We start from the raw sequence: 17,242 nt of genomic DNA, 5'->3' as shown, positions 1-17,242 counted from the left end.
GGATCTCCACGACCGTCGCCTCGGGGCGGCGCTTACTGCGCGCCCGGATGTGCGAAACACCGGCCGTTCTGTTCTTCATTGTGAATGTTGACGGAGTGGCGCGCTGCGCGGCGATGCGAACGGAGGAGCCCGTACCGCAGAGGGCAGGTCCTTGTCCGTTGCGGATCGTCTTCGCGCAAAGGTTCATTGCAGCGCCTATCTGACCATATGTATCGCGTGCCCGCCAAAACGACCGGCCGGTATTGAAAAAAGGCAGACGCTTTGCGACTGCTGACGGGCGGCCACCACTGGCGACCACGAACGGTTGTCTCCGGATCCACCGCGCCGCATGTCCGCGCTTACCACTCAGTCCACCTGGTCGCAGACTTGTTTGCGACGTCGGAGGCGGTTGCGGCAAGCGCGCACACGGATCGGTCACCCAATCGGATTTCCGCAGCCAATCGAACTTTCGCGGATGACGCAAGGACAGTTGGCTTGACGGGACGCCGTTCAAGGGGACCAAGACATCCCGGTCAGAATCAACTCCGAGACCGGGACCCGTTCACTTCCTTTTACGGGCGTGAGCCGGCGATGGCAAGTATGCTCGCGACCCCGGCTTGCGTGTTTCGCGGGCACCGGGACGATCTCTCTATTGTCAATGAAAGGTTAACTTGCCTATGTGTAAGTCTTGGTCAGGGGTGTTGTGGGGTGGCGCTTCGCGAAACGCTCTTGGAAACGGACTCGAATGACAATGGTTCGGCGCATGGCTTGCAGGTTTTTTGCAGCCGCGATGATCGTATGGCTCGGGACGGCTGCGGTTTCGGTTCAGGCTGAAAGTGACGTTGTGGCGGTGGCACGCGATGCCCGGCTTGCCGGCGATGAACTTCGCACACGTTTCGTCATGGATCTTTCGAAGCCTGTCGAGTTTGCGGTTTCCACCTTGTCCGATCCCTATCGGGTGGTGATCGATCTCCCGCAAGTGTCGTTCGATCTCGACCCGGTTGCCGGCCGAGAGGGACGTGGACTTGTCTCTGACTGGCGTTTTGGCCTCTTCGCGGCCGGCAAGTCGCGGATCGTTATCGATGCCACGGCGCCCGTATCGGTCGACAAGGTCTTTGTTCTTCCACCTGTATCGGATCAGCCCGCCCGTTTCGTGATCGATCTGGTGAAAACCACCCGTTCCGCCTTCCTGAACGAGGTGGCGGAGACGGCCGCCGAAGCGCGCGCCAGGAGCGCGGCCGTCGCGCGAAAAGGCGACCGGCTCAAACCACAGGCGGATGCGAGCAGGCCGCTCATCGTGCTCGATCCCGGGCATGGCGGTCTGGATACCGGTGCCACCGGCGCGGGCGGCACCCTGGAAAAGGCCGTGGTTCTCGATTTCGCATTGCTGCTTCGCGACAAGCTCAAGCAGAGCGGGCGCTACGACGTGCGCATGACGCGGGATACCGATGTTTTTATTCCCCTTCGCGAGCGGGTGAAGATCGCGCGGGGGCATCAGGCGGACCTTCTGGTGTCCGTACATGCCGATTCGGTGCGCATCGGGCGCAGCCAGGTCCGGGGGGCGGGGGTCTACACGCTTTCGGAAACAGCCAGCGACGCGATCGCGGAAGCGCTCGCGGAACGCGAGAACCGCTCGGATGTCATCGCCGGGATCGACCTGGCGGACGAACCGGACGACGTGACCGATATCTTGATCGATCTCGCGCGGATGGAGACCAAGAAGTTTTCCTACTTTTTTGCGCGCACGCTCGTCGACGAGCTCCGCGGTTCGGCCGAACTCGTCAAGAATCCGCATCGTTCCGCCGGCTTCCGGGTGCTGACCGCGCATGATGTGCCCTCGGCACTGGTCGAACTCGGATATCTGTCGCACAAGCTCGACGAGAAACTGATGGCCACCGACGCGTGGCGCGACCGAATGTCCGGAGCAATCGTTGCCGCGATTGACCGGTACTTCGCGCGGCGCTTCGGTGCAGCGGATCTGAAGCTGTCCCGGACCGCGGAGGTCGGCAAGACAGACGGCGAGGCGGGCGACCCCGGGCAATGATGCCCGACCGCCTCAGCATCGCCATATTGCTCGCCGACAGAGGGTTTTGAACGATGGGCAGAGCGTCGTCGCGTTCGTCATTCTTGTGTTTGCGCTGTCAAGACATGTTGCGGGGCTTCATTGCGGGGAAGACGGGCCGCGAAGGTCAGGTGTCGAGTGAAACCGACTGCAGGAAACCGCAAAACGGTGGAACGTTGACAGGGTGTACGGCAACAGACGGCAACAGATAGAATGACATCGCAGGCGACCGAGACTGCAAGAGACTGGCGGGGCAAAGGGCGAATCCTGTATGCCGCTGCATCGGCCCTCTCTTGGCGCCGTTCCGCACGCAAGAAATGCATTCCTGCGCGCACTGGAAATCCAATTGGGGCAAACGAGCCGGTTACATGAAAGTCCTGATCAAACTTTTCGGCTATCTTTTCGGCATTGGAGCGGTGTTCGCGTTTCTGGTGGCGGGTGGCGTGTGGATTTATCTGCAGGAGATGACCGACGACCTTCCTGACTATACGACCCTGAAGAACTACGAACCGCCGGTCATGACGCGCGTTCACGCAGCGGATGGCCAGTTGATGGCCGAATACGCCAAGGAACGCCGCCTGTTCCTGCCGATCCAGGCCGTGCCGGAAATGCTCAAGCAGGCCTACATGTCCGCCGAGGACAAGAATTTCTACACCCATCTGGGCGTCGATCCGGAGGGCATCGCCCGGGCCGCGTTCACCTACATCAAGAATTACGGGTCGGGCCGACGTCCCCAGGGCGCTTCGACGATCACGCAGCAGGTCGCAAAAAACTTCCTGCTGACCAACGAGGTATCGATCGAGCGCAAGGTCAAGGAGGCGATTCTGGCGCTGCGTATCGAGCAGGCCTACACCAAGGACGAGATCCTCGAGCTCTATCTGAACGAGATCTACCTCGGCCTGGGGGCCTATGGCGTCGCTGCGGCCTCATTGCTCTATTTTGACAAGTCCGTGCATGAATTGACGCTCGAGGAAGCGGCCTACCTTGCCGCGTTGCCCAAGGGGCCGAGCAACTACCATCCGTTCCGCGAGCGCGAGCGTGCAATCGAGCGCCGCAACTGGGTCATCGATCGGATGGTGCAGAACGGCTTCGTCGATTCCACGGCCGGCGAGGAAGCCAAGGCCAAGCCGCTCAACGTCACGCCGCGCAGCCGCGGATCGCAGCTCTTCGGGTCGGAGTATTTCGCCGAGGAGGTGCGCCGCCGGATCTTCGATATGTATGGAGAGGATCGGCTTTACGAGGGCGGGTTGTCCGTGCGCTCCACGCTTGACCCGGAACTGCAGGTCAAGGCCCGAAAGGCGCTCATGGATGGCCTGATCGCCTTTGATCGCCGCCGGGGCGGCTGGCGCGGCGCGGACAAGACAATTGAACTCGGCGCCGGCGACTGGGGTGCTGCGCTTGCGGAGGTGTCGGGCTACTCCGACATCCCCGAGTGGCGTCCGGCGGTCGTGCTGTCGGTGTCTGAAGACGCGGCCGAGATCGGCCTGCAGCCGGAAACACTGGTGAGTGGCGAGTTGTCCACGGATCGCAAACGGGCGACGTTGCCGTTTTCCGGCATGAAGTGGGCCCGGGTCAGCGGACGCGCTCCCAAGACCGCGAACGATGTGCTCAACCCGGGTGACGTGATCTTCGTCGAAGCCAAGGACGGTCCGGCGGGACCGACGTATGAGCTGATGCAATTCCCGAAGGTTTCCGGTGCGCTTGTCGCCATGGATCCCTTTACCGGTCGCGTGCTCGCGATGGTCGGTGGGTTTTCCTTCGCCCAGAGCGAGTTCAATCGCGCAACGCAGGCCTATCGCCAGCCCGGCTCCGCCTTCAAGCCTTTCATCTATGCGGCGGCGCTGGACAATGGCTACACGCCGTCGAGCGTGGTGATGGATGCGCCGGTGGAGATCAGCCAGGGGCCGGGCCTTCCCGTCTGGCGGCCGCAGAATTACGGCGGCAAATTCTACGGACCGTCGACCCTTCGTCTCGGCATCGAGCTATCGCGAAACGTCATGACGGTGCGACTTGCCCAGGATATGGGCATGCCGCTTGTCGCCGAGTACTCCAAGCGCTTCGGTATCTATGATGACATGATGCCGGTATTGTCCATGGCGCTCGGGGCGGGCGAGACCACGGTGATGCGCATGGTCACGGCTTACGCAATGATCGCCAATGGCGGCCGCAAGGTGACGCCGACGCTGATCGACCGCATTCAGGATCGATACGGGAAGACCGTGTTCCGTCACGAGGAACGGGTGTGCGAAACCTGCGCGACCGATCATTGGGAAGGCCAGTCCGAGCCCGAGTTGATCGACAATCGCGAACAGGTTCTCGACCCGATGACGGCCTATCAGATCACCTCGATGCTGGAGGGGGTGGTCCTGAGGGGCACCGCCACGAAGGTCCAGGCGGTCAATCGTCCGGTGGCCGGCAAGACCGGAACGACCAACGACGAGAAGGATGCATGGTTTGTCGGCTTCACCCCCGATCTGACGGTTGGTGTCTTCGTCGGATATGACAATCCCAAGCCGATGGGGCGCGGTGCCACCGGCGGCCAGGTTGCCGCGCCGATCTTTACCGATTTCGTCAAGAACGCGCTGGCGGATCAGCCGCCTGTCGAGTTCCGCGTTCCCAAGGGGCTGCAACTCATCCCGATCAACCGGCGGACCGGTCTGCGCGCCTCCGCGGGGACGCCTGGCACGATCCTGGAGGCTTTCAAGCCAGGCACGGCGCCGCCGGATGAGTATTCCATCATCGGGTTCCAGGACGACGTCGGCATTCCGCGCACGGTTTCGCCAGAGGCCGGGCAGGCGGTGATGACGGGCACAGGTGGCCTCTACTGAGCCTCGGGCAAGGCAGCGATCAGGGAGATCCCGGACGGTTTGCACCGCACCGGGAGATCAACTAAGGTCGCGCGCCAATTCCGGAATCCGCAAGATCGTGGAGATCCGGAAACCTCGTTGCATCCGATCGGATGGCGACCCTTTCAACACCAATGCGAGGACTTGCGATGCGCGCCGAAACAGAGGCCGTGGTCGATGAAATCAAGCAGGCCATAAGCCTGCTGAGGAGGCATCTTTGACTGGGATCAAGCGATTGCCAGGCTAGACGAACTGAATGCCGCCTCCGAGGATCCGACCCTTTGGGACGACCCGACGCAGGCTCAAAAAATGATGCGCGAGCGCCAGCATCTCGATGACAGCATCAACGGGGTGCGGCAGCTCGAGGCCGACCTCAACGACAATCTCGAACTTATCGAGCTTGGCGATGCGGAAGGCGACAGTGAGGTGGTCGGCGACGCGGAAACGGCGCTGAAAGCGCTGCGCGCCGATGTGCAACGCCGTCAGATTGCCTCGCTCCTGTCCGGTGAGGCCGACGGCAATGACGCCTATCTGGAGATCAACGCGGGTGCCGGCGGCACGGAAAGCCAGGACTGGGCGAATATGCTGTTTCGCATGTACACCCGCTGGGCCGAGCAGCACGGACACAAGGTCGAGGTTCTCGAGATCCATGACGGCGACGAAGCGGGAATCAAGTCCGCCACACTCAAGGTCAGGGGCGACAATGCTTACGGCTGGTTGAAGACGGAGTCCGGGGTGCACCGTCTTGTGCGAATCTCGCCCTATGACAGTCAGGCGCGTCGTCACACGAGCTTTGCCTCGGCCTGGGTCTATCCGGTGATCGACGATTCCATTGAGGTGGACATCGCCGAAAGCGACTGCCGCATAGACACTTACCGCGCGTCCGGCGCGGGCGGGCAGCATGTGAACACGACCGACTCGGCCGTGCGCATCACCCACCAGCCGACCGGGATCGTGGTGCAGTGCCAGAGCGAACGCTCGCAACACAAGAACCGGGCCAGCGCCTGGTCGATGCTGAAGGCGCGGCTCTATGAACTGGAGTTGCAGAAGCGGGAAGAAAAGGCCAATGCCGAAGCATCGTCGAAGACGTCGATCGGTTGGGGGCACCAGATCCGCTCCTACGTCTTGCAGCCCTATCAGCTTGTGAAGGACCTGCGCACGGGTGTGGAAAGCACCAGCCCGCAGGACGTGCTGAATGGCGACCTCGACGGTTTCATGGAAGCGACGCTGGCGCAGCGCGCCTTCGGTGGCCAGGCGGAAGAGATCGCCGACGTCGAATAATCCCGATCCCTTGGGAACAGCGATTGTATGGAAAGGCGCTCCGGAGCGTCTTTCCAGTTTTCAGGCGTGCTCGCCGTGCAGTATCAGCCTGGAAATCCGGTCCTCGGCGTCCGGCGGGAAGAATTGTCCCGTCGCATTGTGGTCGATATGGGTCAATTCGCCGATGAAGAATGCGTCATCCTTGCAGTAGAGGTCGATGCGAACCAGTTCGAAGTGCGCGGCCAGCTTTTCGACGACCTCGATGATTGCTTCGAGATTTGAGGGGCGCGGGCGAACGTCCGGTGCCAGTGGCGTACCAAGGGCCACGTGCAACGGGCGCCAGTCGGCCGTATAAAGCATCGAGGTCTTGTTGGTGTGGGATCCGGTGTAGTACTTGATCACCTTTACCCGACCCTGATGGCAGAATATTTTCAATTCGTTGCTGAGGTCGGCGTCGAAGATGATCGGTTCGATGATCACCTTCGGCGTGAGATCGCGGTAATTCGCCTCGCGCCAGACCCTGTAGTAATTCATGTCGAACCAGCGGAGCACGCGGGGCATGTCGATCGGCTCGCCATTTCGCCGAATGATGAAATCTCCGCTCCCGTGGGTCGGTTTGATCGCGCAGCGGGCCGGAAAGGCAAAGGCGTTTGCTTCCTCCTTGTTGCGCAGCACGGCAAGTGTCGGAATCGCCAGGCCCGGTCCGGCGTGCTCTTCGACAAAGGTCTTGGCGAGTTCCTTGTCCGTGGTCTTGACCCTGTCCGGGCTTAGAATGTCATCGCTGTTCTTCAGCGCGAGCAATGCGTCTTGAAGCGTTTCCTTCTGTCCGGGCCAGCGGCTGTGCGCGAGACGGAATTGCAAGGTCGAAATGAGCTTGTCGAAAAACCGCGTCTCCGGTGCGTGCCGGTTCAGCCGACCGAGACAAAACGCGAGAATCCAGTCCGATGCGGGCTTTGAGGCAGCGTCCTCGGCCGGATCTTGCGGGTGTGACGTCATATGAAAGATTTGCTTTCTTCATCGAAAATGATCGCCGAGATCCGGTGTTCCGACTCAGGGGGAATGAATCTCAAGGTGGCATTGTTTGATATGTGCGTAACTTCGCCAAGATAGAAGTCGGCATCATTGGTGTAAACGTCAATGCGAACGAGACCGAAGGGGTCAGCCACGCGCTCGACCGCTGCAATCATTGCATCGAGGTTTGCCGGCCGTTCCTTTTTCAAGGTCGTCAGAGGGTAGTTCATCGACGCATCGAGCGCCGTCCAGTTCCGGTCGTAGAGCATTCTGTGCGGACGGGTTGTCTTGTCATAGGTCCACTTGATGATTTTGACCTTGCCTTTGAAGCAAAAGAACTTCACCTCGCAAGGGTCCTCCTGGTCGAAGACAAATGGCTCAATGATGATTTTCGGCTCCAGATACCGGTAATTCGCCTCCCGCCAGGTTCGGTAGTAGTTGATTTCAAGCCAGCTTGCGATGTGCGTCAGGTCCAGTGGTTCACCGTTCCGGCGGCGGATCACGTCTCCGCTCGAATGGGTGGGTTTGATGACGCACCGCTTCGGAAACGGAAAACACCGGATCTCCGCGCGCGACCTCAGGACGGCGATGGTCGGGACGACGTGAAAGGAATCGACACACCCGTGCAGGTAGATCTTTGCAAGTTCCTTGTCGGTCGTCATGACCCGCAAGGGGGACAGGATTTCATCCGATATCTTGATGGCAAGGAGGGCGTCGTTCAGCGAGTTCTTCCGGCCCGCAAGACGACCGTGTGTTGCAAAAAACTGTGCATAGGAAAGCACCTTGTCAAACAGGCGCGTTTCAGGGGCGACCCGGAGCAGGAAGTTCGTCAGAGCTTTCGAATTCATTGAAATAAAGTCTGTTCGATCAACATCTCAATTTCTTTAGGTAAAGACGCATGCACGCACAACCGGGGTCTTGTCCAATTCATCGGCAAAGACGATGATTCTCGCGCGAGGGGGCGATCCTTCTCGTCCGGCGCATTGCCGGATGACGTCGCCCGCCAGGTCCTTGCCGGACGTGACGACGCGTGTGGAGGGCAGGATTTGTCGTTTTTCTTGAGATTTATTCAGCGCCTCGTTCAGCGCTCAGCGCATCCCGGGAAACGGACCGAGCGCCCGCAGAAACGGCGGTACGGACGGCTGCCAGTCAAAGAACCGTGTCTGCGGCGAAATCCTGCCGGTCCATCCCGCAGAAGACGGAGCGGGTCGACGTCGGGCGGTATTGTGATGGTTGGTTGCTTCCGTCCGATCACGATACAGGCGCTTGGCCGACTGCTCAATTCTCGAGCAAAGGCTTGATCCTCTCGCCGGCGTCCATGAATCGTGTCGGGTTCATGGGCCGGTCGTCCATGCGCACCTCGTAGTGCAGGTGCGGGCCGGTCGAGCGTCCCGTCGAACCGACCCGACCGATCGGCGCACGCGCGGCCACGGTCTGTCCCTTTTTCACAAGGATCCGGCTCATATGGGCGAAACGTGTCACAACGCCGCTCGGGTGTTCGATTTCGACGGACTTGCCATAGCCGCCATTGCGGCCGGCGAAGACCACCGTGCCCGGACCGGGCGCGCGGATGTTGGCGCCGCGCGGCGCCTTGAAGTCGGTGCCGGTGTGCATCGCCATGCGCCCGAGAAAGGGATCGAGGCGGGGCCCGAAGGAGGAGGAGATCGGTGCGCCGGCAACCGGACGGTCGAAGGGGATGCCGCGTGCGGCCGTTTTTAGAGTGTCAAGAACGATGAGCGCGCGCTCGGCCCGGTGCAGGCGGGCATCGAAATCGGTAGCGCCGAGGGCGACATACGGGCCCCCGCTGCCGCTTTCGGCCGGGTCCTGCGGAGGCGTGGCGCCTGCCAGTTGCAGGCCGAGCTTGTCGGCGGTTTCCGAGATCCGTTTCGCGTCCTGCTCGGCGCTGACCGCAATGACATCAAGTGCGAGATGCGCTTCGCGGTCCATGCGCTGCAAGTTTCCGGCCACGCTCTCGATCAGGGTTTTCTTACCGTCAAGCGCTGCCTGATCTTTCGGCGATGCGGCGGGACGACCTACGGAGGGCGCCAGCGTTTCGCTCTGGGAGCCGCGCAGGTTGAGGTCCGGACCGATTTCGATCGGCTCCGGCGTACCGCCGATTCCGGTTCCGGTGAGCTCTGCATCCAGCGCCAGGAGCGGATCCGCAACATCTGGCTTGGTTTGCGGTATCGGCCCGCCGACCGCCACCCGGATGCCGCTGTCGGCGGCCTTTTGCAGCAGCGCGGCGACACGCGACTGCCGCGTGTCCAGATCCTGCTGGCGCGTGAGGACACCTTCCAGCTGCGTTTCCAGGCTCTGGCGCTCCAGCACGCTGCGGCTTGTCAGTTGATCGATGCGCGCGCGAAGCGAGGCGATGCGGTCTTCGTAGGACAGCTGCATCTGTGCCTGGCGTTCCGATGACGAATGAATGATGTCGTCTCGCAAGACGAGATATGCGGTGGCGCCGACATAGCCGACAGCAAGCATGAGCCCGATGGCGGTGGCCGCACCGGCGATCCAGGGGGAGATCGTGAAACTGCGCACATGATCGCCCCTGGCGATGATAACCCGATGGGGGTCTTTGCGTTTTCCGAACACCTTTTGCCCGTTTGCTGCGTGTCCTGTCATCACTCTCCGGACCCGTTCCTGTCGTCCCCGACCACACACTCGGCCGGACATCCTTGGAACGAATTAGAGATGATTAAGGTTAACAAATGCTAAGGGTTGGATGTTTCTTCGGATTTTTCGGCAGCACCAGTGCCGGCTTCAGCCGGTCAGTCGCACCAGCGGGCGATAGAATCCCGGAGTCAGACCGGCTTCAGCCCGTGCCCGGTCGTTGAATGGCGGTTTGAGCCCGCCCTTGAAGTGCCGGCGCACGAGGTGCTGAAACCTGGCTTCCGGATCTGTGCGCTCGCGGTCGCACAGGAAGCGAAACCATTTCGCCCCAAAGGCGACGTGACGCTTCTCGTCGCGATAGATGATTTCGAGAATATCGGCGGTTTCCCAGTCTCCGGTCCGGCGGGCCTTGGCAATCATGTTGGGCGAAATATCGAGACCGCGCGCTTCAAGCACGAGTGGGATGACGGCCAAACGCGCCGTCAGGTCGTTTCCGGTGCTCTCTGCCGCTTCCCACAGGCCGTGGTGGGCGGGGAGCGCGCCATAGGACGACCCGACGTCGGCGAGGCGCTTGCGCAGGAGCGAAAAATGTTTGGCTTCTTCCAGCCCGACACGGACCCAGTCGTCGAAGAAGGATCTGGGGATGCGATGTCCCGCGAAGCGTCCGACGAGGTCCCATGTGAGGTCAACGGCGTTCAGTTCGATATGGGCGAGCGAATGGAGCAGCGCGATACGGCCGGCCTGACCGCCAACCGCGCGTTTCGGCATGTCGCGCGGCGGCAGCAGGAGGGGGGTCTCCGGTCGTCCCGGTTGCGCGGGCATGGGCTGGCCGCCCGTACGTTCGCGCAGGGACAGGGCACGCGCGAACCAGCTCCTTGCCGTCGCATGCGAGATACGGATCTTCTCGTCCAGATCGCCAGTGGAGACGATGCGACGGGCCCCATCCCAGAGCGAGGCGGGGGCGGCGTCGAGCGATATCTGTCGCGTCGGGGAAATGCGCAAGCGGTCTCCGGTCGTTTGGTGTGCAGGGGCTTTTGGCTCGTTGAACAAGCGTTGCGAACGTTCCCCGCGGGATCGTCCGCAACCGGGGTCAGCCGAGCGTCTTGACCGCGTCGAGCACGGCTTCGGCGTGGCCGGGGACCTTCACCTTGCGCCAGATCTCGGCGATCTTTCCCTCTCCATTGATCAGGAAGGTGGAGCGTTCGACGCCCATGTATTTCTTGCCGTACATGTTCTTCTCGACCCAGACGCCATAGGCGGCCGCGATGTCGGTTTCGGGGTCCGCGGCGAGGATCACGCCCAGGTCGTGCTTGGCCTTGAACTTGTCGTGTTTCGCGGCCGTGTCGGGGGAGATGCCGATGACCGTCGCGCCTGCCGCGTCGAAGTCGTCCTTGAGACCCGTGAAGGCGATGGCCTCCTTGGTGCAGCCCGGCGTGTCATCCTTTGGATAGAAGTAGAGAACCACCTTGCGGCCCTTGAGGTCCGACAGGTTCACGCGTCCCCCGCCATCGGTTTCTAGATCAAAATCCGGTGCCGGAGTCCCGGTCGCAATTTCGCTCATTTTGCCTTCCTTTCGTCACGAGTGGAGGAAACAACTGTCAGACTGATACGCGGCCGCCACGAAAGCGGATGCAGGCCGCCGTAAAGCGCATTCGGTAGTATGCTCTGCGCGATTCGCACTATAGATGCCTACCTTGAACAAGGACCGGCCCCCTGTATAGAAGGTTGATCCGCCGTGACAAACCCTTGCGCGTGACGCTGCGTCGGCGTCGTGGCAGATGGGGTGTGTCCATGCTCGTGCTGTTTGCAGTCGCAGCGCTGTTGGTCGGTGGGTTGGCCGTCTATCTGGCGCAGGGGCCGGTTTCGATTCCCCGCCTTGCGCGCATGATCGAGGAGCGGGTTTCCACAGATGAAGCCCAACTGACGATCGGCGTCGCCACGGTCGATTTCTCGCGCGGGCTTCCAGTGCGTATCGAACTGGAGAATGCGGCCATCGAGATGCCGGGAGCAAGCCCTGTCACGCTGATCCTGCCGCGCATTTCGGCGCCTCTTGAATTGTCTGCCGCGCTGCGTGGCGAGGTTCTTCTGGACGAGGTGGTGCTCGAGCAGCCGAAACTGCAAGTTCAGCCGACCGGCACGACGCCCCGCGATATTCCCGAGATGTCTGCGTTGGCGGAGACGGCCGACAGGCTCGCGCGTCTGGCGCTTGCGCAATTGTCAGCCCGCGGGATCCAGCGCATCGAGATTGTGTCGGCCGAGGTCGTCGCCCATGCGGGTCAGACCTACAGAACAAGCGGTATCGATGCGGTCCTGCGCCGGGAGGGGCGCGAGACCTTGCAGATGGAGGCCGATGTTGCGGGGCGCATGGGGCGGTGGCGCATGAACCTTCGCAGACGTGTCGATCCCGGCACCGGCGAACGTTTGCTCGGCCTCGACATCCAGGATGTGACGCTTGGCGAATTCATGCCGCTTGAAACGCGGATGCGTGCGGGGCGCGGGCTCGGCGTTCCGGTGCGTGTCCGGTTGGACACGAACCTCGACGCGGGCGGCGGGTTCGTTTCGAGCCGCATCGGCGTCTCGGTGTCGCCGGGATGGATCAACACCGGCCGGACCGTGGTCAGCTTCGACCGTTTCGATCTCCAACTGGTTTGGGAAGCGGGACGTCCCGGGTTCCGGGTGGCGCCATCTGCCTATGTCCGGGGCAATACCATGGTGCCCTTCGAGGGGGTGGTCGAACCGCCGCGCGAGTGGCAGGAGCTGTGGTCCTATCGGTTGGTGTCGCGGAACGGGCGCATCGGTCCAAGCGACGTCCCGGGTCCTCCGTTTGCGATGAATGCCTTCATGCTCGAGGGGCGCGCCGACCTGATGCAGCGTGAACTGCACTTCGACACCATCGCCCTGCGCTCGGGAACGGCCCAGCTTGACGGCGCGGGGTCTTTGAAGCTGGCGCCCGACGGCCCTTATCTGGCGCTGGCAATGGCGAGCGGGGCGATGCCGGTTGCCACAATGAAACGGATATGGCCGATCACGATGGCCCCGCCGGCGCGCGCCTGGGCCATCGAACATCTGATCGACGGTCGGGTGCTTGAGGGTACGATCACGGTGGCTTTGCAACCACCTGCATTCGATCATCTCGATCCGGATCCGGGCTGGTCTGGCAATGAAATGCTGGTCGACATCGCATTTGACCAACTCAGTCTCAAGACGGTTGGGAGCGTCCCCGTCGTGCAGGGACTTGCGGGCCGGTTGCAGGTGGCGGACGAGATTCTCACCGTCACGTCCGACAATGGCGTGATGGTGGTGCGGCCGGATGAACAGCTCAGTGTGGACGACGTCGAATTCTCCATTCCGGATTTGCGCAAGAGTGGTGTGAAGACTGGAGATCTGGCGTTGACGCTCGCGGGACCGGCCGCGTCCCTTGGAGGGGTTCTCGACAGCGAGCCTTTTCTTGTGCTTTCGAAAAATGATGTGGTGCCGGGCGATCTCGGCGGTCGCGGGTCGCTTTCGCTCAATGCAGTGTTTGCTCTGGAAAAAGGCGTTCCGCTTGAGGACGTCGACTGGACGCTGCAGGGGGAGCTGGAAGGGTTTTCCAACGCTGCACCTATCCGGGACCACAAGATGCGCCGCGCGGACCTGGCGTTTGAAGTCGATCCCCGCCGCATCGCCCTGCGCGGGCGCGGCGAACTCGACGGTCTTCCCGCCAACATCGACCTTGTGGTTCCGCTCGGCGATGGAGAAGGCGCGCCCGTTGCAGCGCGTCAGGGCGTGGTGATCGACGCCACTGCGACCCAACTCGCCAAACGCGGCATCGATTTGCGGGAGTTCGTTTCCGGACAGATGCGATTGTCCTCCGACGAGACCGCAAATGGCCAGAAATACGAGATCGACCTGTCGCGAGCCCGCATCAGCCTGCCGCAGGTCGGATGGAGCAAGAGCCCGGGTGTCGCGGCGAAGGCGAAGTTCACGCTCGCCGAGGTCGACGGCGGGCGCGAGGTGCGCGGGTTCCATCTGACATCGGAAGGCGTGGATATTGCCGGAACGATTTCGCTCGATGCGGGAGGCGGTTTCAGCAGTGCCCGGTTCTCCCGCTTTTCCTTGCGCCCGAGCGACGATGCCACGTTGCGGGTGTCTAAACGCGGAAGCCAGGTGGTTGCGGACCTGCGTGCACGCCGCTTCGATGGGCGCGGGCTGCTTGCCAATCTCGCCAACGGCAATGCGTCGAACGGCGAAGGGCAGGGTGGGCCGGTGCGCATTGAGGCGACGGTTGATCAGATGACCGGCTTCAACGGTGTCAGCGTGACAAACGTCTCGCTGAATATGTCAAGCGTGGGTGGCGACATGCGAGCCCTGTCGCTGACCGGGCAAACGGGGGGGAAGTCGCCCTTCAAGGTGACCATGTCCGGCGAAGGCGCGGATCGCGTGCTGACCGGCTCGATGCAGGACACCGGAGCGCTGCTGCGCTTTTCCAATCTCTATGAACGCATGCGTGGCGGTGAGGGCGTCCTGTCGGTGGCGATGCCATCCAATGGCGCGTGGAACGGCCGCTTCAGGGTCAAGCGCCTGTCGATTACCGAGGATCCTGCGATCCGTGCGCTGGCACGCGCGCCGGACATGTCCGATCCTGACCGGCGCCGCCGGGCGGGCCTCACCGGATCCGCGCAGCGCGGCGAGGCGTCCTTCAATGCCCTTGATCTCGTGTTTCAGCGCCAGGGCGACATACTGACCATCACCGATGGCACGTTGACGGGTGCTACCATCGGCGGAACGGTGAGCGGCCAGGTCGATCTTGAAGACCGGCTGCTTGACCTGACCGGCACCTTCGTACCGGTCTTCGCGCTCAACAACCTGTTCGCGAAAATCCCGATTCTTGGCTTTGCGCTGGGCGGCGGAACCGACGAGGGACTGATCGGCGTGACGTTCAAACTGTCCGGGCCGATCGCCGAGCCAGTGCTGACGGTGAATCCGGCCTCGGCGATGGCACCCGGCATCTTCCGGAAGATCTTCGAGTATCGTTGAGCGTAGCGGTGCGGGCCACGAAAAGTCAAAAGGTGCCGTAACGGAAGGCCGCGGGCATTAGGTGTGGCCTCGCCGCGTGGTGGCGTGTATAACCCCAGCCGGCCTGGCTTGCGGTCCTTCCGCACCGGCTATTTGCCGAATTGCGGTGCCGTTTTCCGGTGTCATGCAGTGGTGGATTGTCGCGGCCGTTTGGTGGAGCGGCATCGCGGATTTTGTTGGAGCAGGGCGTCGGCGCGTCATCAGACCGCCGGTGCCGGAATTGTGCGGGAGTTGGAACTATGGCGCAGAACTGGACACCTGACAGCTGGCGGTCGAAACCGGTCGTGCAGGTTCCCGATTATCGCGACGCCGAGGCGTTGGCGATGGTTGAAGGCCGTCTTTCCGACTTTCCGCCCCTTGTCTTTGCAGGTGAGGCACGAAAGCTGACCGATCAGCTTGCCGACGTTTCCGAAGGTCGAGGGTTCCTTTTGCAGGGCGGCGATTGCGCTGAAAGCTTCGCCGAGCACCACGCCGATCACATTCGTGATTTCTTCCGTGTTTTCCTGCAGATGGCAGTCGTGCTGACCTACGCCTCTTCGCAACCGGTGGTGAAAGTCGGGCGCATTGCCGGACAGTTCGCGAAGCCGCGCTCCACTCCCATGGAGAAGAAGGGCGATATCGAGTTGCCCAGCTACCGGGGCGACATTGTCAATGACATCGAGTTCACGCCGGAGACGCGCGAGCCGGATCCGCAGCGCCAGATCATGGCCTATCGTCAGTCCGCCGCGACGCTGAATCTGCTTCGGGCATTTGCCCAGGGCGGTTTTGCGAATCTTGATCACGTGCACCGCTGGATGCTGTCGTTTGTCAAGGACAGCCCGCAAAGCCATCGCTACCAGGCGCTGGCCGACCGGATTTCGGAAAGCCTCGACTTCATGCGGGCCTGCGGTGTCGATCCCGACACCGCACCGCAGATGCGCTCGACGGATTTCTTCACGAGCCACGAGGCCCTTTTGCTGGGATACGAGCAGGCGCTGACGCGGATCGACAGCACATCCGGCGACTGGTACGCGACGTCTGGCCACATGCTTTGGATCGGCGACCGCACCCGTCAGCCTGATCATGCGCATGTCGAGTTTTTTCGGGGGATCAAGAATCCGATCGGCCTGAAGTGCGGTCCGAGCCTGACGCCGGACGGACTTTTGCAGCTTATCGATACGCTGAACCCCGACAATGAGCCGGGGCGTCTGACGCTGATCTGCCGGTTCGGTGCCGACAAGGTTTTTGAGCACCTTCCGGCCCTTGTCAGGGCGGTGGAGCGCGAGGGACGCAAGGTGGTCTGGTCCTGCGACCCCATGCATGGCAACACGATCACGGCGAACGGGTACAAGACGCGTCCGTTCGACCGGATCCTGCGCGAGGTAGAGGCATTTTTTGCGGTGCACCGCGCCGAAGGCACCTATGCAGGCGGTATTCACGTCGAGATGACCGGAAAGAACGTCACCGAGTGCACCGGCGGCGCGCGCGCCCTGACAGCCGACGATCTGGCGGATCGCTATCACACCTATTGCGACCCGCGCCTCAACGCCGAACAGGCAATCGAGCTTGCCTTCCTGGTGGCCGAAAACGTTCGCAAGGAGCGCGATGCGCGCTCCGCAGAGCGACAGGCGGCCGCCGGCTGACACGGGTTCGTGTTGCCAGGGTCACCCAATCGAACGGTCGGCACTGCCGACCGTTCCGTTTTCCCGCCCTACCTTCGTGCGGCGGTCAACGCGTTTTGATCGGACAATCAATCAAATCTGCGTGAACGCGAGCCCGTTCAGTTTGGAACAATGCTTCCTTAAAGGAAATATTGAGTCTCTTTTGTCTAAATTTTTCAAACGCCAATCGGGAGGGGACCGAACGGCATGCATATTGACCTTTCGGATGTGTCGATCCTTGTGATCGATGACAATTCCCACATGCGCGCGCTTTTTCGCGCGATCTTGAACGGGTTTGGAGCGCGCCGCATTTTCGAGGCAGGCGACGGATCCGACGGGCTTGCCGTCATGGTGGACCGCAAGCCCGATGTCGTGATCTGCGACTGGGTGATGGCGCCTTTGTCCGGCAGCGAGTTCTTGTCCATCCTGCGCGGCGATTCAGACGAATTCGTTGCCACGACTCCTGTGATCATGGTCAGCGCTGACGCGCGCAAGCCGGTGATCCTTCGGGCGTTGGAGCTTGGCATTCATGAGTTTCTGGCCAAACCCGTATCGCCGGCAATGCTCTATCAGCGGCTTTACCGGGTGCTTACCGAACACCGGCCCTTCATTCGAAGCGGAACCTATTTCGGACCGGCGCCGCGCGGCAGCGGCCCCCCTTCAGCGGTTGTAATCCCTCCGGATCCTGCGGTGAATGAAATGGTTTTCCTTTAGATCCGTCCAGGTGTCCGCTGCGTGTCCACGCTCGCGTGTTCGATCGGCACGCCGACCGGTCT

The 17,242-nt window shown here is 61.9% G+C and carries 11 protein-coding genes; 6 read left to right on the top strand and 5 right to left on the bottom strand.

The features are described from left to right. Positions 1–769 precede the first annotated feature (769 nt). The 3 genes from BLU32_RS10145 (at position 770) to prfB (ending at position 6,168) form a co-directional block, all read left to right on the top strand. Positions 770–2,023, top strand: coding sequence for an N-acetylmuramoyl-L-alanine amidase (locus tag BLU32_RS10145; protein WP_244501827.1), 1,254 nt, complete (start codon positions 770–772; stop codon positions 2,021–2,023). Between the two features lie 395 nt (positions 2,024–2,418). Continuing rightward, complete coding sequence (locus tag BLU32_RS10140; RefSeq protein WP_172838625.1) at positions 2,419–4,869, top strand: penicillin-binding protein 1A; 2,451 nt, start codon at positions 2,419–2,421, stop codon at positions 4,867–4,869. A gap of 167 nt (positions 4,870–5,036) precedes the next feature. Further along, positions 5,037–6,168 (top strand): peptide chain release factor 2 gene (gene prfB, locus BLU32_RS10135; protein WP_157727615.1). Its coding sequence is split into 2 segments (ribosomal slippage): positions 5,037–5,105 and positions 5,107–6,168, totalling 1,131 coding nucleotides; the frame shifts between segments, so codons are not numbered across the junction. Between the two features lie 60 nt (positions 6,169–6,228). On the opposite strand, the gene BLU32_RS10130 is transcribed toward prfB, so the two are convergent. From BLU32_RS10130 to bcp, 5 genes are all read right to left on the bottom strand, one after another. Then, the gene (locus tag BLU32_RS10130) at positions 6,229–7,143 is read right to left on the bottom strand and encodes an ATP-grasp fold amidoligase family protein (RefSeq protein ID WP_093806672.1); all 915 of its coding nucleotides are present in this window, start codon (positions 7,141–7,143) and stop codon (positions 6,229–6,231) included. Further along, entirely contained in the window at positions 7,140–7,940 is an 801-nt protein-coding gene (locus BLU32_RS10125) for an ATP-grasp fold amidoligase family protein (RefSeq protein ID WP_157727614.1), read from the bottom strand. The genes BLU32_RS10130 and BLU32_RS10125 overlap by 4 nt, the downstream gene beginning before the upstream one ends. Before the next feature lie 496 nt (positions 7,941–8,436). After that, entirely contained in the window at positions 8,437–9,783 is a 1,347-nt protein-coding gene (locus tag BLU32_RS10120) for a peptidoglycan DD-metalloendopeptidase family protein (protein WP_157727613.1), read from the bottom strand. 138 nt (positions 9,784–9,921) lie between these two features. After that, a complete protein-coding gene (locus BLU32_RS10115; RefSeq protein WP_093810848.1) occupies positions 9,922–10,749 on the bottom strand; it encodes a ferritin-like domain-containing protein in 828 nt (275 codons plus the stop codon). Positions 10,750–10,861: 112 nt separating this feature from the next. Further along, the gene (gene bcp / locus BLU32_RS10110) at positions 10,862–11,332 is read right to left on the bottom strand and encodes a thioredoxin-dependent thiol peroxidase (RefSeq protein WP_093806666.1); all 471 of its coding nucleotides are present in this window, start codon (positions 11,330–11,332) and stop codon (positions 10,862–10,864) included. A gap of 230 nt (positions 11,333–11,562) precedes the next feature. On the opposite strand from bcp, the gene BLU32_RS10105 reads away from it, so the two are divergent. From BLU32_RS10105 to BLU32_RS10095, 3 genes are all read left to right on the top strand, one after another. Then, the gene (locus BLU32_RS10105) at positions 11,563–14,787 is read left to right on the top strand and encodes an AsmA-like C-terminal domain-containing protein (protein WP_093806664.1); all 3,225 of its coding nucleotides are present in this window, start codon (positions 11,563–11,565) and stop codon (positions 14,785–14,787) included. 278 nt (positions 14,788–15,065) lie between these two features. Beyond that, complete coding sequence (locus tag BLU32_RS10100; RefSeq protein ID WP_093806662.1) at positions 15,066–16,448, top strand: class II 3-deoxy-7-phosphoheptulonate synthase; 1,383 nt, start codon at positions 15,066–15,068, stop codon at positions 16,446–16,448. A 225-nt stretch (positions 16,449–16,673) separates the two neighbouring features. Continuing rightward, the gene (locus tag BLU32_RS10095; protein WP_093806660.1) at positions 16,674–17,180 is read left to right on the top strand and encodes a response regulator; all 507 of its coding nucleotides are present in this window, start codon (positions 16,674–16,676) and stop codon (positions 17,178–17,180) included. Positions 17,181–17,242 lie beyond the last annotated feature (62 nt).

It is taken from the genome of Stappia sp. ES.058 (assembly GCF_900105595.1).
In the GTDB taxonomy this organism is placed as follows: domain Bacteria; phylum Pseudomonadota; class Alphaproteobacteria; order Rhizobiales; family Stappiaceae; genus Stappia.
The sequence above is the reverse complement of the archived record's forward strand: the minus strand, read 5'-3'. Positions and strand labels throughout refer to the sequence as shown.

Bases quoted from the DNA above. Each gene is read 5' to 3' on its own strand.
- BLU32_RS10145 (WP_244501827.1), top strand. From the start codon at position 770: ATGATCGTATGGCTCGGGACGGCTGCGGTTTCGGTTCAGGCTGAAAGT.
- BLU32_RS10130 (WP_093806672.1), bottom strand. From the start codon at position 7,143: ATGACGTCACACCCGCAAGATCCGGCCGAGGACGCTGCCTCAAAGCCC.
- BLU32_RS10120 (WP_157727613.1), bottom strand. From the start codon at position 9,783: ATGACAGGACACGCAGCAAACGGGCAAAAGGTGTTCGGAAAACGCAAA.
- bcp (WP_093806666.1), bottom strand. From the start codon at position 11,332: ATGAGCGAAATTGCGACCGGGACTCCGGCACCGGATTTTGATCTAGAA.
- BLU32_RS10105 (WP_093806664.1), top strand. From the start codon at position 11,563: ATGCTCGTGCTGTTTGCAGTCGCAGCGCTGTTGGTCGGTGGGTTGGCC.
- BLU32_RS10100 (WP_093806662.1), top strand. From the start codon at position 15,066: ATGGCGCAGAACTGGACACCTGACAGCTGGCGGTCGAAACCGGTCGTG.
- BLU32_RS10095 (WP_093806660.1), top strand. From the start codon at position 16,674: ATGCATATTGACCTTTCGGATGTGTCGATCCTTGTGATCGATGACAAT.